Raw genomic sequence first — 23,949 nt, 5'->3', positions numbered from 1 at the left:
CTACCCGGGCCGGCCCGTCAGCGCGGCGTGGGCGGCGTCCACCACAGCCGTGCGCAGGGCGTCGAAGGGCTCGTCGGCGAAGAGCAGGAGGCAGTCGGCCAAGCCGCTCAGCGCCACGGCCGCCCGGGTCGCGTCCGCCAGCGACGGGTTCTCGCCGACCAGGAGGGCCGTCACCCGCGAGCGCAGGTCCAGGATGCGGTCGACCAGGCCCAGGTCGGCGAGCGCGGCCGACTCCCGGACCAGCAGCGCGACCGCCTCGCGGTGCCTGAAGTGGAAGGTGAAATAGCCTTCCAGCAACGGTCGCGGGCCGTCGGGCGGGCGGGCCTCCAGCTCCACCACGAACGCGTCGCCGTCCTCGATCAACGGCTCGACGATGCTGCGCACCAGCGCGTCGCGCGACGGGAAGTGGTAGTAGAGCGCCGGTTTGGTGACTCCCAGGCGGTCCGCGATCTCCTGCAGGCTGGTGCCCCGCACGCCCCGCTCGAGGAAGAGCTCGCGTGCCACTGCCTGCGCACGCGCCTTCGTGTCGACCCCCCTGGCCATGCCACCCAGTTTACCGAGCGTTCAGCGCGGCGTTGCGCGCCGAACGCGGTCGCGCCGGCCCTCCGTGATCGGGTCGGGCGCCACGCGCCGGTCAGGTGAGCCGGTCGACCACCTCGGCCGGTGAGGGCATGGTGGCGATCTCGATCGCGAGGCGGCGCGCGCCCGCACGGGCGGCGTCGTCCACGAGCAGCGCGCCCGCCGCCGCCGTCACCGCTTCACGGCTGACCTCACCGGGCAACAGGCGCGCGCCGGCGCCCGCGTCGAGGACGGCCTGGGCGTTGCCGAACTGGTCCGCGCCCTGCGGCAGGAGCAGTTGCGGCACGCCCGCGGCGAACGCGCCGAGCATCGTGCCGCTGCCGCCGTGGTGCACGACCAGGTCGACCTCGCGCAGCAGGCGGTGCTGCGGCGTCCACGCCGTCAGCCGCACGTTGTCCGGGGCCGGGCCCAGCGCCGCCACGTCCACCACCGGCCCGGTCGCCACGACGACGTCCACCGGCAGCGCGGCCAGCCCGTCGACCGCCTGCCGCAGCACGTCGGTCGAGGCGTAGGCGGTGCCCAGGGTCAGGTACACGAACGGCCGGGAGCCGCGTTCGGGCACGTCGCCCGGCCGTGACCAGCCGACCGGGCGCAGCGGGACGCGGTCGGTCGCGCGGAACTGCGGCGACTGCACCGAGTCCGGGCAGATGTCGACGCTGCGGGCCGGCGGGAGCGTGACGCCGAGTTCGGCGGCCAGCGCGTCGAACGCCGCCACCATCGCCTCCGACATCGGCCCCGGCGACACCCGGCCGAACGTGTGCGCGATCGCGGGCACGCCCGCCGCCGCGCCGGCCAGCGCCGCGCCCAGCGTGGCCAGGTCGTGGACGAGCAGGTCCGGCCGGTGGGCGCGCAGCAACGGCGTCAGGTCGGCGAACCACCGGCGCGGCAGCACGTCGCCGATGACGTGGCCGATGCCCCGGTCGGTGGGCTCGACCCCGGCGAACGCCTCCGCCATGCCCATCCCGGCGGGCTCGGCGCGCAGCCCGGCTTCGCGCAACGCGGGCAGGAACGGCTCACCGGCGGCGAACACCACGTCGTGCCCGGCATCGCGGGCGGCCAGGGCCAAGGGGATCGAGGGGTAGGTGTGTCCGTGGGCTGCGAGCGCAGCGAACATCAAGCGCACTCTCCAGCCTAGCGCCGGGAATCAGCACGCCGCCGGCACGCGCCACCCGGCCAGGTGACACCCGATAAGCTCCACCGTGGGGGCAGGTCGCCGGACGCAGGGGGAACCGCGGTGCTCAGAGCTGTGATCTTCATCGTCTCCGGCGTGGCCTTGATCGCGTTCGGCGGCTGGCTCGTGGTGGACGACCGGCGCCTGGTCGACACGCAGGCCGAGGTGGTCAGGGTCGCCCAAGCCGACGGCGGCGACTGGAAGTCGACCGTGCGGTTCACCACGGCCGACGGCGAGGAGGTCACCGAGACCCTCCCGCCGTCCGACCGGAGCCGGCGCCGGGCGACCGGGTGGAGGTCAGCTACCGGCCGAACAACCCGAGCGCCGCCCACTTCCCGGAGGACGGGCAGAACCTGTACCTCTGGCCCGCGGTCGGGCTCGGGCTGATCGTCGTCGGCGTGGGGTCGATTCTCTGGTTGCGGCGCCGTCCTGGCTGACGTCCACGACCGGATCTCTCACCACCGGACGTCGCTCACCACTGGATGTCGCTCACCACTGGATGTCGCTCACCACTGGATGTCGCTCAACGCCTCCAGCGGTGCGCGCTCGTCCAGGGATTCCGGCACGACCAGGGTGTCCGCCGCCGTCAGCGCCGCCGGGAACGTGAAGCCGCAGCGCTCCTCGACCTCGCCCAGCCGCACCTGGAAGACGCGGAACTCGTCGAGCTCCAGCGATTCCAGCTGGTTCAGGTTCTGGGTCAGCACGAACGCCCGCGCCTTCAGCGTGCCCGCCGAGGTGAACGCGATCACCTTCCAGTACTCGCGCGGCAGCGCCACCCCGCGGAAGACGCGGTCGTCGGACCGGAACACCGGGCCGCCGTAGACGCTCACCCGGAGGTCGTCGACGTCCACGTCGGCCAGCACCGCGTCCTCGAGCCTGCCCCACAGGCCCTGCCGCATGCTCTGGTTGAAGTCGTCCATCTGGGGCGTGATGTTGGTGAAGAAGAACGAGTCGACGTTCGCCTTCTGCGCCACCGCCTTCGGGCCCCACAGCAGGTCGGCGCGCCGGGCCAGGTGGCCGCGGTCGAGCCGGTTGCCCCGGTACAGCTCGTCGCCGACCTGGAACTGCGCCGGCAGCCGCGGGTCGAGCACGAACGGGATGCCGGTGCGGTTGATCGACTTCAGGTCGCCGCCGTCGATGTTCCACGCCACCCAGAAAGCGAACCGCCGCGACTTGCTCTGCGCCAGCGAGAAGTGCGTGTAGTCGACCACCACCGACCCGTTCAGCTCGACCGCGTCGGCCCGCGCCGCCTCGCCGAGCTCCGGCACGCCGGCCGGCGTGCCGAGGAAGTTCTCGTCGAACCCGACCAGCGCGGCGGCCTCGACCTTGCGCGGCGGCGTGAGCGTGATGCCCAGCTTCTCGAACACCGAGCCGGGCAGGCACGCCAGCGCGTGCTCGTCGGGGCTGTCGCCCGCCTCGCCCGCGAAATGCAGGCCCGCCATGGTCTTGCCGGTCTTGCCGTTGGACGCCTTGAACACCCACGCGGAGCCGGAGTCGCCGCCCATGCTGATCTCGCCGTCGGCGGCGGGCCGCGCCGGGTCCGGCCCGATCTCGAAGCAGCCGATCTGCCGCTGGCCGACGCCGGGGCCGTAGTCGATCTTGACGAGGGTGTCCACGCGGCGGACCACGCCGTGCGTCACGCCGGTCGTCCGACCGCTCTTGACGACCTTGTCGCCCAGTTCGGGCTCGCCGATCCGGTCCACCCGCACGCCGAGGTCGAGGATCTCCGCCTCGAACCGCCGGTCCTCGATGGTGGCGATGGCGCAGTCGCCCGCCGCGCCGAGGTGCGACCGCACGAGCCGGCCGAGCCGGTTGCGGTCGGTGCGGTTGTCGTCGTGCACGCCGGGCTGCACCACGTCCTCGCCCAGCGCGCCGTTCGGGCCGTGCAGGACGTGCCAGTTGCTCAGCGCGTACGGGGTGCCGTCGACCCGGTCGTAGACGACGCAGCCGAACGTGCCCGCGGAGACGCGCACGTGGCCCACGCTCACGCCCGGCGACACCGGGTCGACCCGCGTCTTGCGCACGTCGCTGACCGTCTCCTCCACCACGTGGAAGTCGACCCGGTAGTCGCGTTGCAGCACGTCGGTCGGCACGGGCACGCCGTCGACCTCGATCGTCTCGGGCAGCAGCGCCGTGCCGAGCGCGCGCAACGCCTCGGGCTCGGCCTTCTGCCGGACGGTGAACTGGATGGCGATCTCGTCCGTCGGCTTGCCGTCGGCCACCTTGTAGCCGATGCCGATCGAGGACACGTTCGGGTCACGCAGGTAGTCGGCGCCCTTGGTGCGCACGAACCGCCTCAGCGACGCCGGCAGACCGTTCTTCTTCTTGACCATGAGCGCAGACCCCCTGTGTGTGCGCGCCGGTGGCCTTGCTGTCGACGTCACCTGATCCGGTGTTAGCGCAACTCCGCTGCGTTCACCCATTCGGCCTAATGACTGACCACCGAATGCAGTCTGCACCCCCGAGAAGGCTGAAAGTTGACCATCGGGCGACTGATCGTTGAACTCTGATCGGACCTGTCGCCGCTCCCGTGCACGTGCTGTGGTTCAAGGACGAGCACGTTCCCCGACGAAACCCTGCTTGTTGGAGGAGCCGTGAAGATCAGACACGTGACGGTGGCGGGCGCGCTGCTGGCCGGCCTCGTCACCCCGACCGCGTACGCCGCCCCGGCGCCGCACGCCGCCCCGGCGCCGCACGCCGCCCCCGTGCTGCCCGCCGACCGAGCACAGGCCGTCGCCGGCAGCTACATCGTGGTGTTGAAGCGGCACGAGGACCTGGCCGCGACGCGATCCACCGCACCGAACGTCACGTTCACCTACCGGACGGCCCTGCCCGGGTTCGCGCTGCGCGCCACCGCCTCGGAGGTCGCACGGCTCGCCGCCGACCCCCGCGTCGCCTACATCGCCCAGGACGCCCGCGTCCGCCTCACCGCGCAGGACCGCACCGCGCGGCCGGCCACCGGGCCCAACCTCACCGCGCAGGACCTCGTGGTCCAGCCCGACCCGCCGTCGTGGGGCCTGGACCGCATCGACCAGCGCTCCCTGCCGCTGGACAGGAAGTACTTCCACCCGAACACCGCGCCCACCGTGCGGGCGTACATCTTCGGCACCGGCATCCGGTACACGCACCAGGAGTTCGACGGCGCGGCCGTGCCCGGGCTCGACACCGTCGGCGGCGTCACCCCGCCCGGCAACGACTGCAACGGCCACGGCACGCACATGGCGGGCACGGTCGGCGGCCGGACCACCGGCGTGGCGAAGGACGTGACGCTGGTGTCCGTGCGGGTGCTGAACTGCCAGGGCTCCGGCACGTACTCGCAGATCATCGCGGGCATCGACTGGGCGACGCAGGACGCGGCGGCGAGCGGCCGGCCGGCGGTCGCGCTGATGACGCTCGGCGGTGGGGCGAACCAGGCGTTCAACGACGCCATCACCCGGTCGATCAACGCGAACGTGCACTACTCGGTGGTGTCCGGCAGCTCCAACGCCAACGCGTGCGGCTACTCGCCCGGCAGCACGCCGTTGGCCACCACCGTCGGCGCGACGGACGCCAACGACGTGAAGGCGAGCTTCTCGAACTTCGGCACGTGCATCGACGTGTGGGCGCCGGGGGTGAACATCACGTCGGCGTGGGGCACCTCGGACACCGCGTACTCGACCATCAGCGGTTCCACGGCGTCCGCGCACGCGGCGGGCGTGGCGGCGCTGTGGCGGCACCGGTTCCCGGGTGACTCGGCGGTGGCGGTGGCCGAGGCGTTGCGGGCCAACGCCACCCCCGGCGTGATCACGAACCCGGGCGTCGGGTCGCCGAACCTGTTGCTGTTCATGGGGATGGTCCCGGTGTAGGCCTGTGCCGGCCTACAGGAGGCCCCGGTCACGGGCGTAGACGGCGGCCTGCGTGCGATCGCGCAGGCCGAGCCGTCCGAGGATGCGGGAGACGTGGTTCTTCACCGTGCCCTCGCTGAGGTGCAGGCGTCCGGCGATCTCGCGGTTCGTGCGTCCGCCGGCGACCAGGCGCAGCACGTCCACCTCGCGTTCGGTGAGCCCGTCGGGCCGTTCGGTCCCCAACGCGGACGCCAGCCGTGCCGCCGCGGCCGGGTCGAACTGCACCACGCCCGAGTGCGCGAGCCGCACCGCCGCCGCCAGCTCGACGGCGGGCCGGTCCTTGAGCAGGTAGCCGCTCGCACCCGCCTTCAGCGCCCGAACCACGTACGCCTCGTCGTCGAACGTCGTCAGCATGACCACCCGTGCCCGCGCACCACGACGGCGCAGTTCCGCGAGCGCGTCGATGCCGTCCATCACCGGCATCCGCACGTCCATCAGCACCACGTCCGGATCCACCGCGACCACCGACTCGACCGCGGCCTCCCCGTCACCGGCCGTGCCGACCACCGCGATGCCCGGCTGGAGGTCGAGGAGGGCCGCGATGCTCTCGCGGATGAGCCGCTGGTCGTCCACCACGACCACGCGCACGTCACCCCCGCCGCCCTTGTTCTCGTCGCTCACATCATCCCTGTCGCTCACATCATCCCTGTCGCCCACACCATCCCGGCCTCTCACACCGCCCCCCTGGGCACGACCACCGTGAGCCGGGTGCCCGAACCACCGTCCACCTCGACCGACCCACCGACCAACCCGATCCGCTCGCGCACCCCGCGCAGGCCGAAGTCTTCCCGTTCCACCGAGAACCCGGGCCCGTCATCGGCCACCACCAGCCGTGCCTGCCGGGGTCCGCAGTGGACGGTCACGGTGACGTCCGAGCCGGCGGCGTGGCGCATCGCGTTGGTGATCCCCTCCTGCGCGGCCCGGTAGAGCGCCAGCAGGGTGCGGGGCGCGTAACGGGACTCGTCACCCGTGCAGGCGACGGACACGCCCAGCCCACCGGCCAGGCGCGTCAGCGACTCAGCCAACCGGAAGGGCTCCCGCATAGCCCGGACGGACGTGCGCACGTCCTCCAACGCCCGCCTCGCCGACTCCCGCGCGTCCTCGATCGCCTGATCCGCCACCGCCGCGTCCCGGTCCCGGAAGGCCGACGCCTTCTCCAGCAACACCGACACCGCGGTCAGGTGGTGCCCAATCCCGTCGTGCACGTCCCGCGCCACCCGATTCCGCTCCGCGGCGGCCGACAACTCGGCCATGGCCAACGCCAGCACCAGCCCGATCCCGAACATCAACAGGTCGGACACGTGCTCGACCGACCGCGTCCACCCCGGCGCGGTGAGCTGGAACGCGACCACCAGGAAAACCGCCGTACCCACCCCAACCCCAACCGCCACCACCCGCCCGAACGCGAAGTACGCGCCGAACGGCAACAACAAGAACAACACCCGCGCCATACCCGACCCGTCGGCGAACGCGATCACCACCACCAACCCCGCCTGCACCACCAGCACAACCGCCGCCCGCCCCCGCGCCCCACCCACCAACCGCCGCAACCCGACCACCGAATACCGCACCCCGCCCGCCGCACGCTGCACCCCGCCCGCCAAGTGCCGCGCCCCAACGGCCGCGCGCCGCGACCCGAGCGCCGCGAACCGCGAACCGAACACGTCGACCAGCACGAGCGCGACGAGCCCGCCGACGAACGGCAGCCACCGCGTCTCCCCGAGCCCAGCGAGCCCCGCATAGCCACCAGCCACCATCACCACGCCGCACAGCAGCGGCGATAACCACGACACAGGACGCACCCCCGCAGGCTACGTCGCACACCTCGGATCGCGCGCCTGCCACCGAAGGCCCGGAGTGCTGGCGGCCGGGACCGATGGCCGGGAGTCGGGAGCCGGTTGCCGGACACCGGGCACCGGGTGCCGGAGCCGGGTGCTCAGGTGCCAGAGCAAGGTTTCCGCGTGCCGGAGCCGGTGCCGGGTCGGGAGCCGGTCGGGCGCCCGGAGCCGGGTCGGCGGGAGAGGCCGGGTGCCAGGACGGCGGACGGCCTGGGCCGGAGGCCGGTGCCGGGCCAGCGGCCAGCGATCGGGGACCGAGGGCCGGTGATCGGGGGCAGGTGATCGGCGGCCGGGTCGGGGGACGGGGATCGTTGGCCGCTGAGGACGGGGCGAGGGCGGGCGGTGGTCGGGTCAGAGGCCAGGCCGTGGCTGTGTCAGAGGCCAGGCCGTGGCTGTGTCGGGGGCGGGTCGAGGCTGTGTCGGGGGGGCGGGGGCGGGACTGCGTCGGGGCCGGGGCGGGGCGGCGGTCGGAGGCGGGGCGGCGGTCGGAGCCGGGGTCGGGGGTGGGTGGTGGTCGGAGGCAGGGGCGGTGGTTGAGGGCGGCCTCTTTGTTCAACCGACGTTCGGGGGCATTGGAAACGGCGTTTTGATTGATCCCTTTTTTGCAGATCACCCGATCGTGGAAGTCGGCGGCACGTGCCGATCGGCACCCCGGCACTGGCCGCTCGGCACTCCCGGGGCCCCGACCTGCGCGAATACCGTCCCCACCCATGACGTTCCTGCTGCGATTCGGCGCCCTCTGCGGCACGCTCTCAGGCCTCTTCATCGCCCTACCGGGAGCGGTCGAGGGGTTTGTCGGGGAGACGACCGCCACCAGCCTGGTGCTCGGCGTCTCCCCCGCCCTGGCCGCGCCGCTCCTCACGGCCCTCTACCTCAAACAACCCCGCACCACCCTGGGCACGGCCGGCTACGCGACGAACATCGTGGGCCTCGGCCTGTTCGGCGCGGCGGCCTACGCGGTGAACATCGTCCTGTTCCACCTCGACCAGCCGACGCTCGCCGCACCCACCACCGCGGTCCTCACCGCCAGCGCCCTGGTCTTCGCCCTCGGCACGATCACCTTCGCGATCAGCATGATCAAGAGCCGCGCCCACCCGTCCGTCCCGGCGTGGACCTACGCCATCGCCGTACCCGTCTTCACCTTCGCCACCCGCCTGCCAGACTCGCTGCTCACCAGCGCCCTGCACGTCGTCGTCGGCGGCGCGCTCGTCTGGCTCGCCCGCTCGGTCTACCCCGCCAACCGCCCGGCCACGACCAGCAGCAGCACGATCACCGCGAGCGCCGCGTAGGGCACGTACACCCGAGGCCGGCCGCGGGTGCCCGCCCACGTCAGCACCGCCGACACCGCCCACACCAGCGCGGTGCCGCCCGCGGCCACGATCATCGGCACCCGCCCGTACGAACACACACCCGACACGGAGTAGTCGCAACTACCCGTCGGGGTGAACGCCATCAACCCGTACACGATGGCGATCGGCGCGAGGACGCACAGCAGCACCATGCCGAGCACGGCGAACCCCTTCATGGACCCGCACGGTAGCAGCACCACCGCGCGGGTCCACAAAGGACCACCAAAGACCACAAAGGACCAAGGGCTACGGAGCCCAAGGCGCGGTCACGGCCCAGCTCACGTCCGCGTCATAAGACGTCGGGTTGTCGTACGCGTGAGCACCGCCGTTCACCGCCACCCACACCTCCTCCGCGTAGTGCCGCACGCTCGCGCCCAACTCGTTCACCGACGCCAACCGCACGCCGCCGACCCCGGGCTGGGCGCAGAACGTCGCGTCCCGCCGGAACAGGTCGCTCCCGTCCGACGCGCCCAACCTCACCCGGAACGACGCGTGCCGCAGGTACTGCCCCGGGAAGTTGCGCGACTCGAACGAGTAGCACGACGGCTCCGACAGACCACGCCGCACGACGAAGGTCGCGTCACCCTTCAGCAACGCCGAACTGCCCGCGTTCACCACGTCGGTGCGCACCACGCCGTCCTGGTGCCGCAGGTACCGGTCCGTGAAGCCGGCCGTCGTCACCCGGAACGACCGCGCCTGGTCCAGCGGGAGGTCCGCACCGCTGCGCCACAGCGGCACGACCGCCGCCCACGTGGTGTCGGCCGTGAAGCTCGTCGCGCTGTCCCACGGGTTCGTCCCGCCGGACCGCGCCAGGTACACGCCCTCCTGGTAGTGGCGGATGAACTGGCCGGGCAGGTTGCGCGACTCCAGCACCGTGCCGCCCGCCCCGGCCCGCGCGCAGAACGTGGCGTCCCCGGCGAACGCCGCCGACCCGTCGTTGGCGTCCGACCGCACCCGGGACGCGGAGTGCCGCAGGAACCGCCCCGGGAAGTTGCGCGACTCGAACGACAGGCACGCCGCGTCCGACAACCCAGGCCTGGCCCAGAACGTCGCGTCCAGCCGACCGGTGTCGTCGGAGATCACGTCGGTGCGCGCGAGCGCGTCCCGGTGCCGCAGGTGCCGGTCGGTGTAGCCGGACGTGGTCACCCGCAACGAGATCACCTCGCCGCGCCCGACCTCGGTGCCGTTGGCCAGCGCGAGCACCCGCTGGTTGACCTCGCGCACCCGCGCCTCGGTCATCTTCAGCACCTGGCGGTCGTAGGTGTAGAAGCCGTTGACCTCGTTCTCCACGTCGTACGGCTCGGTGTAGACGGATGCCGACAGCCCGCGCGTGTGCACGAAGCGCCCGACCTCCTTGGTGATCTCCACGTACCGCCCGGTCAACGACGCCTCGTCCGGGAACAGCTCGCCGTAGGCGAACCCGGCGCCCGGCTGCCACTCGTGGCCGACGACCCGCCGACCGAGGCCGCCGAACTCGCCGAGCACGGCGACCCGGTTGGCGTCGGGCAGCCGGGTGGCGCCGGACATCTGGTAGGCGTGGTCGTCGATGACGTCGCCGTTGCCCGGGTCGGGGTCGGAGACGCAGCAGTTGGAGCCGGAGTTGTGGTTGATCAGCCGGGTGTTGTCGATCGACCGGACCAGGTTCACGATCCGGCCGGCGTCGTACTCGCCCCAGCCCTCGTTGAACGGCACCCACTGCACGATCGACGTGATGCCCTTGAGCTGGTCGACGATCCGCCGCAGCTCGGACTCGAAGTGGGTGCGCCCGTTGGGCACCTCGTCGACGGCGTCCAGCGACGGCATGTCCTGCCACACCATCAGGCCGAGCCGGTCGGCGTGGTAGAACCAGCGGGCGGGTTCGACCTTGATGTGCTTGCGCACCATGTTGAAGCCGAGCGCCTTCTGCCGCTCCAGGTCGAACCGCAGGGCGGCGTCGGTGGGCGCGGTGTAGATGCCGTCGGGCCAGTAGCCCTGGTCGAGGGTGCCGAGCTGGAACACGAACTTGCCGTTGAGCAGCGGCCGCATCACGCCGCCGACCATCGCCTTGCCCAGCGACCGCATGCCGAAGTACCCGGTGACGACGTCGCTGCCCAAGGTGACCCGCAGGTCGTAGAGGAACGGGTCGTCCGGCGACCAGAGCCTCGCGTTCGGCACGGGCACGCGCAGGTGACCGCCCACGGTGCCGCTCGCCGTGCCGACGACCTGCCCGCCGGAGAGGACCTCGGCGCGCACCGGCTGGCCGGCCGTGCCCTGCACGACCAGGTCGAGCACGCCCGCCGGCACGTCGGGCGTGGTGTCCAGGCGCGTGATGTGGTTGGCCGCGACCGGCTCCAGCCACACCGTCTGCCAGATGCCGGACGCCGCGGTGTAGAAGATGCCGCTGGGGTCGCGCCGCTGCTTGCCGATCGGGTACTGGCTGCCGTCGATCGTGGACCGCACGCCGACGATCACCTCGTTCGAGCCCGCACGCAGCGCGGAGGTGATGTCGAACGAGAACGCGTCGAACCCGCCGGTGTGGGTGCCGACGCTGACGCCGTTGACCCAGACGCGGGTCTCCCAGGTGACCGCGCCGAAGTTCAGCTTCACGCGGCGGCCGTTCCACCCGGTCGGCGTGGTGAACGCGCGGCGGTAGAACATGTGGTCCTCGTGCCGCTTGATGCCCGACAGCGCGGACTCGATCGGGTAGGGCACCAGGACGCCCTCGGCGAGCGTGCGGCCGAACGGCGGCGAGGACAGGTTCGGCGCGCCGGCGAACTCCCACACGCCGTTGAGGTTGAGCCAGTCGGAGCGGACCAGCTGCGGGCGCGGGTACTCGGGCAGCGCGTTGGTCGGCGACACCTGCCCGGTCCACGGGGTGGTGAGCGGCGCCGGTTTGGGCTGCCAGACCGCCGCGGTGGCGGTGCCGGGCAGGGCGACGAGGAAGGTGCTGAGGAGGGTGCTGAGGGCCAGCAGTCCGGTCAGGCCGGACGACAGCTTGCGCATGGGTGGCTCCACGATCGGCAGGGTGCTGGTGACGTGGGTGCTGTGCGGTGAGGTGGTGCCGGGTGCTGCGGGTGGGTGCTGTGCGGTGAGGTGGTGCAGCGAGCGGGTGGTGCGACTGCAGGCAGGAGTTGGTGACCTGGGTCACTTGCAGTTCTTACCTCGTCGATACAACGTTGTAAAGCGGCCGACCGGCCGGCTACGATCCCGGTCGTTCCCGAGAATCCCTGCTGAAGGCCCGACCCGAGAGCACCGGAGGCACCGCTTGGCCACGCTCAAAGACGTCGCCGCGCTGGCCGGCGTGTCGGTGAAGACGGTGTCGAACGTGGTCAACGGCTACGCGTTCGTGAAACCGGAGAACCGCCGCCGGGTCGAGGAGGCGCTCACCGCCACCGGCTACCGGCCCAACATCGGCGCGCGCAACCTGCGCCGCGGCCGAACGGGTTTCCTCGCCCTGGTGCTCCCGGAACTGGTGGTGCCGTACTTCGCGGAGCTGGCCGGCCTGGTGCTCGGCGCGGCGCAGGAGCAGGAGTGGAACGTCCTGATCGAGCAGACCCTGGGCACCCGCGAGGGTGAACGGGACACGTTGGCCTCGCTCGGCCCGCACATGATCGACGGCGCGATCGTGAGCCCGGAGGCGCTGGAGGCGCGCGACTTCGGCGAGCTGGCGCCCGGCATACCGGTGGTGATGCTCGGCGAGCACTCGGTGGACCTGCCGATCGACCACGTCGGCATCGACAACGTGGAAGCGGCCCGGGTGGCGGTGGCGCACCTGGTGGGCCTGGGCCGCACCCGGATCGCGGCGATCGGCGCGCACCCCCACCGCGGCACGGCGGCGCAACGCCTGGAGGGCTACCGCAAGGCCCTCGGCGACGCCGGGCTGCCGGTGCGCGACGACCTGGTCGCGACCGCGTTGAACTACCACCGGCGCGACGGCGCGGAGGCGATGGCGCGCCTGCTCGCCGCCGACGAGCCGCCGGACGCGGTGTTCTGCTTCAACGACCTGCTCGCGGTGGGCGCGGTGCGCGCCGCGGCCGAACGCGGCGTGCGGGTGCCCGCCGACCTCGCGGTGGTCGGGTTCGACAACACCGAGGAAGGCACGTACAGCCTGCCGACGCTGACCACGGTCGCGCCGGACAAGGCCGCGATCGCGCGGGCGGCGGTCGACCTGCTGCGACGGCGCGTCGACGACCCGGGACGGCCGCCGGAGCACGTGCGGACGCCGTTCTCGTTGGAGGTCCGGGAGAGCACGAGGGGTGGCGCATGACGCGGGACGGGGTCTTCGAGGCACCGGGTCGGATCAACCTGATCGGCGAGCACACCGACTACAACGACGGTTTCGTGCTGCCGATCGCGTTGCCGCACGTCGTGCGGATCACGGCGGCCCGGCGGGACGACAGCGTGCTGCGGGTGTCGTCGCGGCAGGCTTCGGGCGTGACCGAGGTCCGCGTGGTCGACCTCGTGCCGGGTGCGGTGACCGGGTGGGCGGCCTACGTGGCGGGCGTGGTCTGGGCGTTGCGCGAGGAGGGTCACCCGATCGGTGGATTCGGTCTGCTCGTGGACGGCCAGGTGCCGTTGGGGGCGGGGTTGTCGTCGTCGGCGGCGTTGGAGAGCGCGACCGCGTTGGCGGTGACCGAGCTGTCCGGCGTGTCGCTGGACCGGCGGTCGTTGGCGCGGATCGCGCAGCGGGCGGAGAACGAGTTCGTCGGCATGCCGTGCGGGATCATGGACCAGTCGGCGTCCCTGCTGGCGCGGGAGCGGCACGCGTTGCTGCTCGACACGCGCTCGATGGAGACCGAGCACATCCCGTTCGACCTCGCCCCGGTCGGGCTCACGCTGCTGGTGGTGGACACGAAGGCGCCGCACCGGCTGGTGGACGGCGAGTACGCGGCGCGGCGGCGGGACTGCCACCGGGCGGCGGAGCTGCTCGGCGTGCCCGCGCTGCGGGACCTGGACGGTGCGGAGCAGGACTTGCCGGAGCGGCTCGCCCGGCGGGTGCGGCACGTGGTGGCGGAGAACGCGCGGGTGGCGCGGGTGGCGGACCTGCTGCGCGCCGACCGGATCCGCGAGATCGGGCCGTTGCTGACGGAGTCGCACGCGTCGTTGCGCGACGACTACGAGGTGACGGTGCCGGAGCTGGACGTCGCGGTGGAGGCGTTGGTGGCGGCGGGCGCGCTGGGGGCGCGGATGACCGGTGGCGGGTTCGGTGGTTGTGTGATCGCGCTGGTGGAGGAGGCGGCGGCGCAGGCGTGCACGACGGCGGTGCTCGAAGCGTTCGCCGGGCGTGGGTTCGCGAAGCCGGAGTGCTGGACGGCGGTGGCGGCGGCGGGTGCGCGTCGGGCGGACCCGGTGCGGGTGGTGTGAGCGGAGCGGACCCGGTGCGGGTGGTGTGAGCGGAGCGGACCCGGTGCGGGTGGCGTGAGCGGAGCGGACCCGGTGCGGGTGGCGTGAGCCGAGCGGCGGTGTGAGCCGAGCGGCGGTGTGAGCCGAGCGGCGGTGTGAGCCGAGCGGCGGTGTGAGCGGGTCGGGTTCATGGGAATTCTCGATCGGCTGGGATCGCAGGTATTCGGGAGGTTCTTCGGTAACCAATACAGCTGCTAGTTGGACACCCGTTAACCTGCACTGTCGTGCCATCGGCCCCTTCGCGCTGACCAAAGGACGCTTCGGCCCCTCCACCGGGCGTACACGTCGGGGATGGCCACTGATCACCTTCGCCGTGTACGCAGTACCGGAACGCGTTCTTCCCGGCCCTGCACCGAAGGAGAGCTGTGTCCCCACTGACCCGACGAACGCTCATCGCCGGCGGCATCGCGAGCGCCGGCGTGACGGTCCTCGCCCCCACCACCGCGAACGCCATCTCCTACCCGTTCACGTTGGGCGTCGCCTCCGGTGAGCCCGTCGCGGACGGCTTCGTCATCTGGACGCGCCTCGCGCCCAGCCCGCTCAACGCCGACGGCCTCGGGGGCATGGGCAGCGCCTCGGTCGCGGTGGAGTGGCAGGTCGCGACGGACCAGCGGTTCACCCAGATCGCGCGCAGCGGCACGGCGACCGCGACGCAGTCGTGGGCGCACAGCGTGCACGTCGAGGTGTCCGGCCTGCAGCCCGGCCGCGAGTACTTCTACCGGTTCCGCGCCGCCGGGCACATCTCACCCGTCGGCCGCGGCGTCACCGCGCCCGCGGTCGGCACGAGCCCGTCGCTGACCATGCTGTTCGCCTCCTGCTCGCACTACGAGGAGGGCTACTTCACCGCCTACCGGCGGATGGCCGAGGAGAACCCGGACCTCATCCTGCACCTGGGCGACTACATCTACGAGGGCGCGGCCACGACCACGAAGGTGCGCAAGTTCGCGCCCGGCGTGGAGATCGCGGGCCTGGCGGACTACCGGGTCCGGCACGCGCAGTACAAGACGGACGTCGACCTCCAGGCCGCGCACGCCGCCGCGCCGTGGCTGGTCGTCTGGGACGACCACGAGGTGGAGAACAACTACGCGGACCTGGTGCGCGCCAACACCTCCCCCGCCGGTGACTTCAAGGTGCGCCGGGCGGCGGCGTACAAGGCGTACTACGAGCACATGCCGCTGCGCGCCGCGCAGGCCCCGGTCGCGGAGAACATGCAGCTGTACCGCCGGGTCCGGTGGGGCAGCCTGGCCACGTTCCACATGCTCGACACCCGCCAGTACCGCGACGACCAGGCGTGCGGCGACGGCACGAAGGTGTGCGCGGAGGCCGACGACCCGGCGCGCACGCTGCTCGGCACCACGCAGGAGACGTGGCTGCTCGACGGCATGCGGCAGAAGCTCGGCACCTGGGACTTCCTCGGCCAGCAGGTGTTCTTCGCGCAGAAGCTGGCCTCGGCCGACGGCGCGAAGTCGATGGACTCGTGGGACGGCTACAGCGCCAACCGCGGCCGCCTGCAGCGCGGTTGGGACGCGGCGGGCCTGCGCAACACCGTCGTGCTGACCGGTGACGTGCACCGGTCGTGGGCCGCCAACCTGATGAACAACTACGCCACGCAGGACCGGGTCGTCGGCACCGAGCTGGTGACCACGTCGATCACGTCCAGCGGCGACGGCAACGCCACCGACACGGGCCTGTCCAGCCTCAACCCGCACGTGAAGTTCTACAAGAACCTGCGCGGCTACGTCCGCACCGTCACCACACCGACCCAGCTGAACGTCGACTTCCGCTTCGTGGACCGGGTCACCGTGCGCGACTACCCGGTCCGGACCTTGCAGAGCTACGTCGTCCAGGCAGGCAACCCGGGATTGCAGGCGCCATGAAGAAGCTCAGCCAGCGAAATGTCGCACGGATGATCGGAGCGCCGACGATCGCGGCGCTCATGCTGCTGGGCGCCGGGACGGCGTCCGCGGCGGTCGCGTGGATCCCGGCGAACAGCACCGCCACCGGCGACCAGGACAACGCCGCCGTGGCCGCGGTGCGCAACGGCTGGACCGCCGTGGTGTGGGAGGACGACCGCGACGACGCCACGCCCACCGACCCCGTGCACAGCGACGTGTGGATCCGCCTGTTCAAGGACGGCGTGTCCCGGTACGAGAAGAAGCTGTCCACCAGCGGCACGGGCAACTGGCGGCACGTCCAGCCGGACGTCGCGGTGCACGACAACGGCACCGCGGTCGTCGTGTGGGCCGACGACGGCGAGGGCAACGGCTACTACAACATCCAGGTGCGGGTGCTGAACACCAGCGGCACCGTGACCGGGTCGGCGCGCGCCAACGCCAACACCGACGGGCAGCAGCTCAACCCGGCCGTGGCCGCCGATCCCGACGGCACCGGTTTCGCCGTGGCGTGGGAGGACAAGCAGACCTCCACCAACGCGACGGTGCGGGTGGCCGGGTTCGCGTCCGTGACGTCGAAGACCTACGAGGCGCAGGTGCACGCCGCGGGCGGCACGCACCAGCGGCCGGACGTGGCCATGGGCGCGGCGGGCAACGCCATCGTGGTGTGGGACGAGGACGGCGACGGCAACGGCTTCTACAACATCGGCCGCAAGATCCTGACCCCGTCGGGCGGGGTGAAGCTCGCCCAGGGCGCCGCCAACGCGAGCGGCGACGGCCAACAACGACGGCCCGTCGTGGCGGCGAACTTCAACGGCGACCACACGGTGGCCTGGGAGACCGACCACACGGGTACGGCGCAGGTGGGCGTGCGCTCGTTCGCCGCGGGCGGTGCGGCGCGGACGGCGGCGGACGCGGTGCTGGCGGGCGTGGACCCGCAGATCGGCATCGACGACCAGTTGAACGTCGTGGTGTCGTCGGTCGAGGCGCAGGACGTGGTGACGCAGGGCCTCAACCCGGATGGGACGGTCGCGGGCCGGCTGCCGCGCCAGGTGACGGTGTCCACGGCGACGGGCAGGCAGGAGGAGCCGGCGGTCGGAGTGGACGCCTGGGGGCAGATCACGGTCGTGTACACCGATGACAACGACGGGAACGGGTTCGACCAGGTGTATTTGGGGACTGGGTTGGTGAACAGCACCTGGTGAGGTAAGAGCTGGTGAGGTAAGAGCTGGGAGGTAGGAGCCGGTGAGGTAGAAGCCGGTGAGGTAGGAACTGGTCCTCGCCGGACGGGCAGATCAGCAGGATGACGGGCCGGTGGGTGGTTCGGCGGCGGGTCCGTTGTGGTGCGGGTTTCGTGTCATCCCACCGACCTCCCTACGGGCTACCACACGCGTCAAGGGGGCGGTTCCAGCCCATCGTTCCTGGTGGGTGGAAGGTGCCCCCTTGACACGCGCGGTAGGGCGGAGCCAGGTCGGCGGGATGACACGAAGCCCTTCCTTTGGGGGATGGGCGTGTAAGTGGACGGTGTGCGGGTGGGGGCGGGGTGGGTGAGGGCGCGGTCGGGTGGGGGTGGGTGAGAGGTGGGGTGGGGTTAGTGGTCGGATTCGTATTGCTTGGCGAGGCGTTTTGGGGCGCGGGACAGCCAGGCTTCGGTGAGGAGTTCGGTCAGTTCGTCGGGGGCGATCTCGGTCAGTCGGACCAGGATGGCGGAGTAGCCGTCGAAGTGCGGGGTGGTGAAGTAGACGGCCGGGTCGTCGGCGAGCAGGGCTTCTTTCGCGCCCAGGTCGGGCACGCTCGCGGCGAGGACCGGGCCGTCCGGTGCGGTGGGGCCGAGGGCGGCCAGGTCGCCCTTGCGCAGCGGGCGGTCCCAGGCGAAGGCCTTGTCCTTTACCCGCCAGGCCGGGCGTTGGTCGTAGGACGGGCGTTCGGTTACCTCGGGCAGCGCCATGGCGATGCGCCGCACGTCATCCCAGGTGGCCATGTGCTCACGATAGACCGCGGGATTGTTGTTGGCCTGGCCAACGAGTTGAGGTAGCGTTGGTGTCACCAACATTGGTGAGACCAACGGAGTGGTGATGATCAAGCCCTTTGTCCTGGACGTGCCGCAGGCGCAGTTGGACGACTTGGCCGATCGGTTGGCGCGGACGCGGTGGCCCGAGGAGCTGCCGGAGGCCGGGTTCGAGTACGGGTTCCCCCTGGCGGAGGTTCGCGCGTTGGCGGATCGCTGGGCGAACGGGTACGACTGGCGGCGGCACGAGGCGGAGTTGAACGCGTTGCCGCAGTTCACGACCGAGGTCGACGGCCAGCGGGTGCACTTCTTGCACGTCCGGTCGGCGAAGGCCGACGCGTTGCCGTTGGTGCTGGTCCACGGCTGGCCGGGGTCGGTGCTGGAGTTCCTGGACGTGATCGAGCCGCTGTCGCGGGACTTCCACCTCGTCATCCCGTCGATCCCCGGCTTCGGGTTGTCCGGGCCGACGACGTCGCGCGGGTGGGACGTCCACCGGGTGGCGCGGGCGTTCGCGGAGGTGATGAGTCGGCTCGGGTACCGGCGGTACGGCACGCACGGTGGTGATTGGGGGTCCGGGATCGCGCGGGCGATGGCGGGCGCCGCGCCCGGGAACGTGGTGGCGGTGCACGTGAACTACCTGCCCACGCCGCCGGTCGAGGGGGTCGAGCTGTCCGGAGAGGACGGTCGACGGTTGGAGCGGATCAAGGCGATGATGCGCAGTCGACCGGGGTACCAGGTGCTGCACGCGACGCGGCCGCAGACGGTGTCCTACGCGTTGACGGACTCGCCGGTCGGGCAGTTGGCGTGGATCGCGGAGAAGTTCGCCGAGTGGGTGGACCCGGCCTCGAAGATCGACCTGGACCGGGTGCTGACCAACGTGATGCTGTACTGGCTCACCGGGACGGCGGGGTCGTCGGCGCGGTTGGCGAAGGAGACCGGGATCGTGTCGAACGCCTGTCCCGCGCCGTTGGGCGTGGCCGTGTTCGCGCACGACATCGTGCTGTCGGTGCGGCCGTTGGCGGAGCTGAGCTACCAGGTGGAGCACTGGAGCGAGTTCGACCGGGGTGGGCACTTCGCGGCGATGGAGGTGCCCGAGCTGTTGGCCGGGGACATCGGGGAGTTCTTCGCGGGCCGCGCGTAAACCCCCGAACGGGGGACTTGTCCGACCTCACCCCCTAGGTAGAGTTAGACCATGGTCGGTTCACGGCGAGGCCCCAGGATGACGTTGCCCGCACAGCTCGTGCTGGGCGTCCTGATGGAAGATCCCGCGACGGCGCGGTACGGGCTGGAGATCTGCCAGGTCGCGGGCCTGCCGAGCGGCACGGTCCACCCCATCCTGGCCCGCCTGGAGCAGTGCGGGTGGGTCAGCAGCCGGTGGGAGGACGTCGACCCGAGGGAACGCGGGCGTCCCCGGCGTCGGTACTACCGGCTGGACCCGGACAGCATCGCCCAGGTCCAGGCGGCCCTGGCGCGGGCCAGGACCCCGGTCTCCCGGCTCGGCCTGCTGCGACCGCACGCGGCAGGTGGGACGTGACCAGGCGGCGGCGACGGCTCGCGCACATCAGCGCGCTCGCGCGTGAGCTGGAGACCGCGTTGGACGGCAAGCTCGACCGCATCCTCGACCGCAAGCTGGCGCACGACCTGGCGTTGGAGCTGCGCCGGGCGATCGAGCGGGGCCGGGTGTTCGACGACGTGCGGCTGTTCGAGGTCTACGAACGGGTGCGGGCGCTGGAGTCGGCGGTGGAGGTGAACTTCCGGGCCACCGTCAGCTTCGGCCCGCTGTTGGACAGCGCGCGGTCGATCCGGGTCGGGCTGGAGGAGGTCGAGCGGACCCCGGTCGAGTCCGGGTCGGCGGGCAAGGTGGTCGCGGTGGCGATCGCGGTGCTGCCGGCGCACCACCAGGCCCGGTACGGCGAGGAGTTCCGCGCCGAGCTCGCCGACCTGCCGCGCCACCAGAGGGTCCCGCACGCGCTCGGGCTCGTCAGCCGGTCGCTGCTGTTGCGGCGCGCGCTGCTCGACGCGCGGGCGACGAAGTCGGCACGGCCATGAGCATCGCGCCGGACGTGGTGACGTGGGCGCTGCGGCGGCTGCGGCCCGTGCGGCACGCGCCCGGCCCCGAGCACCGGTCCATCCTGGTGGTGGACATCGCGGGCTTCGGGCGGTGGCGCGATCCCGCGCAGATCGAGGCGCGGCACGCGCTCACCCACGCCGTGCGCACCGGGTTCCGCGCCGCCGGGGTCAGGTGGTCCGACCTGGCCGTGCAGGACCGCGGTGACGGGATGATGGTCCTGGTCCCGGCGTTCGTGTCCAAGTTGGACCTCCTCGACCCGGTCATCCCGCGGATGGTGGGGACGCTGCGGCAGCACAACCAGGGCGTCGCGCCGGAGCTGCGCGTCCGGGTCCGGGTCGGCCTGCACGCGGGCGAGGTGCACCGCGACCCGCACGGCTGGGTCGGGACCGACCTCAACAAGACCTGCCGGTTGGTCGACAGCGCGCCGGTGCGGGAACGGCTGGTGGACCACGCGGTGCTCGTGGTGTCGGAGGTGATCCACCAGGGCGTGGTGCGCCACGGCTACCGCCGCGTCAACCCGGCTTCCTACAGCTCGGTCGAGGTCGCGCTGAAGGAGGTCCGGGAGCGGGCCTGGGTCACGACCCGGCTCTGAGCTAGAGGACGAGGGAGACGCCGGTCGCCGTGACCACCACGGCGACCGCGCCGTCCAGGACCCGCCACGCGGAGGGTCGGGTGAAGGCGCCGGACAGCCAGCGCGCACCGAACCCGAGCGCGCTGAACCACAGCACGCTGCCCGCGATCGCGCCCGCCGCGAACCACCACCGGTCGCCGCCGAACCCGGTCGAGGCGGTGCCCAGCAGCAGCACGGTGTCCAGGTACACGTGCGGGTTGAGCCAGGTCAGCGCCACGCAGGTGACGATCACCGCGGCGCCCGCCTTCGCCGAACCGTCGAGCTCCAACGCCGACGGCCGCAGCACCCGCCGCGCGGCCAGCACGCCGTAGCCGATCAGGAACGCCGCGCCGACCCACCGCACCACCGTCAACGCCGCCGGCCACGACGTGAGCACCGCGCCGACACCGCCGACGCCGAGCGCGATCAGCAGCGCGTCCGAGCCCGCGCAGATGGCGACGATCGCGGGGACCTGCCGGCGCAGAACGCCTTGGCGCAGCACCAAGGCGTTCTGCGCGCCGATCACGACGATGAGGGACAGGCCGGTGCCGAGCCCGGCGAGCAGCGCGTAGGTCACGACAGCGACGGTAGGAAGCGGAGGTCGATAAGGCCAGCTATCTTTTCTTAAGTATCATCAGCAGTCGTGATGCTCGATCCGGAGTGCGTGCGCACCCTGCTGGCCGTCGTGGACGAGGGCACGTTCGACGCCGCCGCCAAAGCTCTGCACGTCACGCCGTCGGCCGTGAGCCAGCGGATCAAGCTGCTCGAACAGCGCACTGGCCGCGTGCTGCTGGTGCGGTCCAAGCCCGCGCGGCTCACCGACTCCGGGGCCGTGATCGCCCGGTACGGGCGGCAGCAGGCGTTGCTGGACCGCGACGCGCGCGAGGCGCTCGGCCTGGTCGAGGACCCGACGCCGATCCCGGTCGCGGTCAACGCCGACTCGCTCGGCACCTGGTTCCGCCGGGTGGTCAGGGAACTGGCCACCGACGAGGGCTTGGTGCTCGCGGTGCGGCGCGACGACCAGGACCACACCGCCGAACTGCTGCGCCAGGGCCTCGTCGTGGGCGCGGTCACGTCGTCGCCCCAGCCGGTGCAGGGGTGCGTCGTCCGTCCACTCGGGAGCATCCGCTACCACGCCGTGGCCACCAAGCGGTTCACCCGCCGCTGGCTCGCCGACGGGCAGCCGCTGCACGACGCGCCGGTGATCGTGTTCGACGAGAAGGACGACCTGCAGGACCGGTTCTGCCGCGAGCTCTCCGGCCACAACGCCTCCGCGCGCCGCCACCACCTGCCCGACGGGCACGTGTTCGAGGACGCCGTGGTCGCGGGCGCGGGGTGGGCGCTGCTGACCGAGCACCAGATCGCCGCGCACCGCAGGCTCGTGCACCTGGCCCCCGACAAGCCCGTGGACGTGCTGCTGCACTGGCAGCAGTGGAAGCTCGACTCGCCGCCGCTGGCCCGCGTCGCCGACGCCGTGTTCCGCGCCGCGGTGGCAGAGCTGCACTGACGGCCGTCGCTCCCCGAGCAGGCCGGGTGGAACCACCGGTGATGTACGTGTGAGCGGTTCGCCGGCCGTTCACCGGCAGGCCGCCCGACCATCACCACGCAGTGTCCGCACGTCCCTACTGTCTGCGAAGCCCTCACTGCCGTCGTTCCCAGGACGAAGGGTTTCGCATGTCAGGACGCAGAGCTCCCCTGGCGCTGCTCGCCGCCGGCGTCGTCACCGCCGCCACCCTCACCGCCATCGCCTCCTCCGGGCACGTGCCGGCCGCCTCGGCCGCCGCGTCGACGTTCACCCCCACCGCCGACACCCACGTCGACGGCTCCGCCACCGGCACCAACCACGGCACCTCCGGCCAACTCGGCGTGGACGGCTCGCCGGTCAAGCGGGTGTTCCTGAAGTTCACCGTCTCCGGCGTCTCCGGCACGGTCGGCAGCGCCAAGCTGCGCCTGCACACCGACGACGTCTCGGGCGCCACCAGCCCGGCCGGCGGCACGGTCCGCGCCATGACCGACACCACCTGGTCCGAAACCGGCGTGACCTGGAACAACCAGCCCGCCATCGACGGCGCCACCCTCGACTCGCTCGGCTCCGTCGCCCGCAACGCCTGGTACGAGGTCGACGTCACCGCGCACGTGCGGGCCAACGGCACGTTCAGCTTCGGCGTCACCTCCACCAGCACCGACGGCGCCGACTACGACTCGCGCGAGACCGGCGCCACCGCGCCGCAACTCGTGATCACCACCGGCGCCACCACGACCACCACTCCCCCTCCCGGCGGCGACCCCGTGCTGGTCGGCGTGGGCGACATCTCGAACTCCGGATCCGGCGACACCGCCACCGCCGCGCTGCTCGACGCCATCCCCGGCACCGTCTTCACCACCGGCGACAACGTCTACAACAGCGGCACCGCCTCGGAGTTCGCGAACTACTACGAGCCCACCTGGGGCAGGCACAAGGCCCGCACCCGTCCCTCCCCCGGCAACCACGACTACGGCACCAGCGGCGCGACCGGCTACTACGACTACTTCGGCGCGCTGGCCGGACCGTCCGGGCGCGGCTACTACTCCTACGACCTCGGCAACTGGCACGTCGTGTCGCTGAACTCCAACATCGGCATGGCCGCGGGCTCCGCGCAGGAGCAGTGGCTGCGCGCCGACCTGGCCGCGAGCACCAAGCCGTGCACGGCGGCGTACTGGCACCACCCGCTGTTCACCTCCGGCGCCAACCACGCCCCGTCCACGGCGACGCGCCCGCTGTTCCAGGCGCTGTACGACCACAACGCCGACCTGGTGCTGTTCGGCCACAACCACCAGTACGAGCGGTTCGCGCCGCAGAACCCCAGCGGCGGCCTCGACACCGCCCGCGGCATCCGCACGTTCGTCGCGGGTATGGGCGGCGCGAGCCACTACGGCTTCGGCACCATCCGACCCAACAGCGAGGTCCGCAACAGCACCGCGTACGGCGTGCTGAAGCTGACCCTGCGCAGCGGCGGCTTCGACTGGCAGTTCGTGCCCGTGGCGGGCCAGACGTTCACCGACAGCGGCACCACCGCCTGCCACTGACCCCCACCGACCGCCGCGCCCGGTCGTCCCCCCACCCGGCGCGGCGCCAGGCCGGCCCGAGGGGGGCCCGGTTCCAGTGCACCCAAACCCCCCCCAAGG

The 23,949-nt window shown here is 72.0% G+C and carries 22 protein-coding genes; 13 read left to right on the top strand and 9 right to left on the bottom strand.

The window, feature by feature from the left end:
- Together ABTZ99_RS30455 and ABTZ99_RS30450 are read right to left on the bottom strand one after the other, a co-directional pair.
- On the bottom strand, positions 1–543 hold the full coding sequence (locus tag ABTZ99_RS30455) for a TetR/AcrR family transcriptional regulator (RefSeq protein ID WP_499616100.1): 543 nt from the start codon (positions 541–543) through the stop codon (positions 1–3).
- A 91-nt stretch (positions 544–634) separates the two neighbouring features.
- Positions 635–1,693 (bottom strand): glycosyltransferase, encoded by a 1,059-nt coding sequence (locus ABTZ99_RS30450; protein WP_499616098.1) that lies wholly within the window; start codon positions 1,691–1,693, stop codon positions 635–637.
- 347 nt (positions 1,694–2,040) lie between these two features.
- Between ABTZ99_RS30450 and ABTZ99_RS30445 the strand changes: the two genes are divergently transcribed.
- Complete coding sequence (locus ABTZ99_RS30445; protein WP_499616095.1) at positions 2,041–2,187, top strand: hypothetical protein; 147 nt, start codon at positions 2,041–2,043, stop codon at positions 2,185–2,187.
- A gap of 69 nt (positions 2,188–2,256) precedes the next feature.
- On the opposite strand, the gene ABTZ99_RS30440 is transcribed toward ABTZ99_RS30445, so the two are convergent.
- Positions 2,257–4,083 (bottom strand): DNA/RNA non-specific endonuclease, encoded by a 1,827-nt coding sequence (locus tag ABTZ99_RS30440; protein WP_498785397.1) that lies wholly within the window; start codon positions 4,081–4,083, stop codon positions 2,257–2,259.
- A 261-nt stretch (positions 4,084–4,344) separates the two neighbouring features.
- On the opposite strand from ABTZ99_RS30440, the gene ABTZ99_RS30435 reads away from it, so the two are divergent.
- A complete protein-coding gene (locus ABTZ99_RS30435; protein WP_499616092.1) occupies positions 4,345–5,595 on the top strand; it encodes a S8 family peptidase in 1,251 nt (416 codons plus the stop codon).
- 12 nt (positions 5,596–5,607) lie between these two features.
- Here the strand turns inward: ABTZ99_RS30435 and ABTZ99_RS30430 are convergent, their stop codons facing one another.
- Positions 5,608–6,255, bottom strand: coding sequence for a response regulator (locus ABTZ99_RS30430; RefSeq protein ID WP_498785392.1), 648 nt, complete (start codon positions 6,253–6,255; stop codon positions 5,608–5,610).
- A 50-nt stretch (positions 6,256–6,305) separates the two neighbouring features.
- Positions 6,306–7,427, bottom strand: a complete 1,122-nt coding sequence (locus ABTZ99_RS30425; RefSeq protein WP_499616089.1) for a sensor histidine kinase — start codon at positions 7,425–7,427, stop codon at positions 6,306–6,308.
- A 755-nt stretch (positions 7,428–8,182) separates the two neighbouring features.
- Here ABTZ99_RS30425 and ABTZ99_RS30420 point away from each other — a divergent pair.
- Positions 8,183–8,761, top strand: a complete 579-nt coding sequence (locus ABTZ99_RS30420) for a hypothetical protein (protein WP_499616086.1) — start codon at positions 8,183–8,185, stop codon at positions 8,759–8,761.
- Here ABTZ99_RS30420 and ABTZ99_RS30415 read toward each other — a convergent pair.
- Together ABTZ99_RS30415 and ABTZ99_RS30410 are read right to left on the bottom strand one after the other, a co-directional pair.
- The gene (locus ABTZ99_RS30415; RefSeq protein ID WP_499616083.1) at positions 8,701–8,997 is read right to left on the bottom strand and encodes a hypothetical protein; all 297 of its coding nucleotides are present in this window, start codon (positions 8,995–8,997) and stop codon (positions 8,701–8,703) included. The two genes, ABTZ99_RS30420 and ABTZ99_RS30415, sit on opposite strands and share 61 nt — an antisense overlap.
- A 70-nt stretch (positions 8,998–9,067) precedes the next feature.
- Positions 9,068–11,803 carry an AbfB domain-containing protein gene (locus tag ABTZ99_RS30410; protein ID WP_499616080.1) on the bottom strand — a complete coding sequence of 912 codons (2,736 nt, stop codon included), beginning with the start codon at positions 11,801–11,803 and terminating at the stop codon, positions 9,068–9,070.
- A 262-nt stretch (positions 11,804–12,065) separates the two neighbouring features.
- On the opposite strand from ABTZ99_RS30410, the gene ABTZ99_RS30405 reads away from it, so the two are divergent.
- From ABTZ99_RS30405 to ABTZ99_RS30390, 4 genes are all read left to right on the top strand, one after another.
- Positions 12,066–13,067 carry a LacI family DNA-binding transcriptional regulator gene (locus ABTZ99_RS30405; RefSeq protein ID WP_498785382.1) on the top strand — a complete coding sequence of 334 codons (1,002 nt, stop codon included), beginning with the start codon at positions 12,066–12,068 and terminating at the stop codon, positions 13,065–13,067.
- Positions 13,064–14,164 carry a galactokinase gene (gene galK, locus ABTZ99_RS30400; protein ID WP_499616076.1) on the top strand — a complete coding sequence of 367 codons (1,101 nt, stop codon included), beginning with the start codon at positions 13,064–13,066 and terminating at the stop codon, positions 14,162–14,164. The genes ABTZ99_RS30405 and galK overlap by 4 nt, the downstream gene beginning before the upstream one ends.
- Before the next feature lie 404 nt (positions 14,165–14,568).
- Positions 14,569–16,080, top strand: a complete 1,512-nt coding sequence (locus ABTZ99_RS30395; protein ID WP_498785378.1) for an alkaline phosphatase D family protein — start codon at positions 14,569–14,571, stop codon at positions 16,078–16,080.
- A gap of 29 nt (positions 16,081–16,109) precedes the next feature.
- Entirely contained in the window at positions 16,110–17,300 is a 1,191-nt protein-coding gene (locus tag ABTZ99_RS30390; RefSeq protein ID WP_499616074.1) for a hypothetical protein, read from the top strand.
- Positions 17,301–17,686: 386 nt separating this feature from the next.
- On the opposite strand, the gene ABTZ99_RS30385 is transcribed toward ABTZ99_RS30390, so the two are convergent.
- A complete protein-coding gene (locus tag ABTZ99_RS30385; protein ID WP_498785374.1) occupies positions 17,687–18,076 on the bottom strand; it encodes an MmcQ/YjbR family DNA-binding protein in 390 nt (129 codons plus the stop codon).
- 94 nt (positions 18,077–18,170) lie between these two features.
- On the opposite strand from ABTZ99_RS30385, the gene ABTZ99_RS30380 reads away from it, so the two are divergent.
- From ABTZ99_RS30380 to ABTZ99_RS30365, 4 genes are all read left to right on the top strand, one after another.
- Complete coding sequence (locus ABTZ99_RS30380; RefSeq protein ID WP_499616072.1) at positions 18,171–19,244, top strand: epoxide hydrolase family protein; 1,074 nt, start codon at positions 18,171–18,173, stop codon at positions 19,242–19,244.
- Positions 19,245–19,322: 78 nt separating this feature from the next.
- Positions 19,323–19,637 (top strand): PadR family transcriptional regulator, encoded by a 315-nt coding sequence (locus ABTZ99_RS30375; RefSeq protein WP_498785370.1) that lies wholly within the window; start codon positions 19,323–19,325, stop codon positions 19,635–19,637.
- Positions 19,634–20,152 (top strand): hypothetical protein, encoded by a 519-nt coding sequence (locus ABTZ99_RS30370; protein ID WP_498785368.1) that lies wholly within the window; start codon positions 19,634–19,636, stop codon positions 20,150–20,152. The genes ABTZ99_RS30375 and ABTZ99_RS30370 overlap by 4 nt, the downstream gene beginning before the upstream one ends.
- Complete coding sequence (locus ABTZ99_RS30365) at positions 20,149–20,766, top strand: nucleotidyl cyclase domain-containing protein (protein WP_499616069.1); 618 nt, start codon at positions 20,149–20,151, stop codon at positions 20,764–20,766. Before ABTZ99_RS30370 ends, ABTZ99_RS30365 begins: the two co-directional genes overlap by 4 nt.
- A 1-nt stretch (position 20,767) precedes the next feature.
- On the opposite strand, the gene ABTZ99_RS30360 is transcribed toward ABTZ99_RS30365, so the two are convergent.
- Complete coding sequence (locus ABTZ99_RS30360; protein ID WP_499616066.1) at positions 20,768–21,361, bottom strand: LysE/ArgO family amino acid transporter; 594 nt, start codon at positions 21,359–21,361, stop codon at positions 20,768–20,770.
- A 69-nt stretch (positions 21,362–21,430) separates the two neighbouring features.
- Here ABTZ99_RS30360 and ABTZ99_RS30355 point away from each other — a divergent pair, with 69 nt between their 5' ends.
- Entirely contained in the window at positions 21,431–22,291 is an 861-nt protein-coding gene (locus tag ABTZ99_RS30355) for a LysR family transcriptional regulator ArgP (protein WP_499616156.1), read from the top strand.
- 167 nt (positions 22,292–22,458) lie between these two features.
- Positions 22,459–23,850, top strand: coding sequence for a CBM96 family carbohydrate-binding protein (locus ABTZ99_RS30350; protein WP_499616063.1), 1,392 nt, complete (start codon positions 22,459–22,461; stop codon positions 23,848–23,850).
- The last annotated feature ends 99 nt before the right edge of the window (positions 23,851–23,949 follow it).

Origin of the sequence: Actinosynnema sp. NPDC002837, assembly GCF_040295345.1 — a bacterium.
GTDB lineage: Bacteria > Actinomycetota > Actinomycetes > Mycobacteriales > Pseudonocardiaceae > Actinosynnema.
This window is presented reverse-complemented; position numbering and strand designations above follow the sequence as displayed.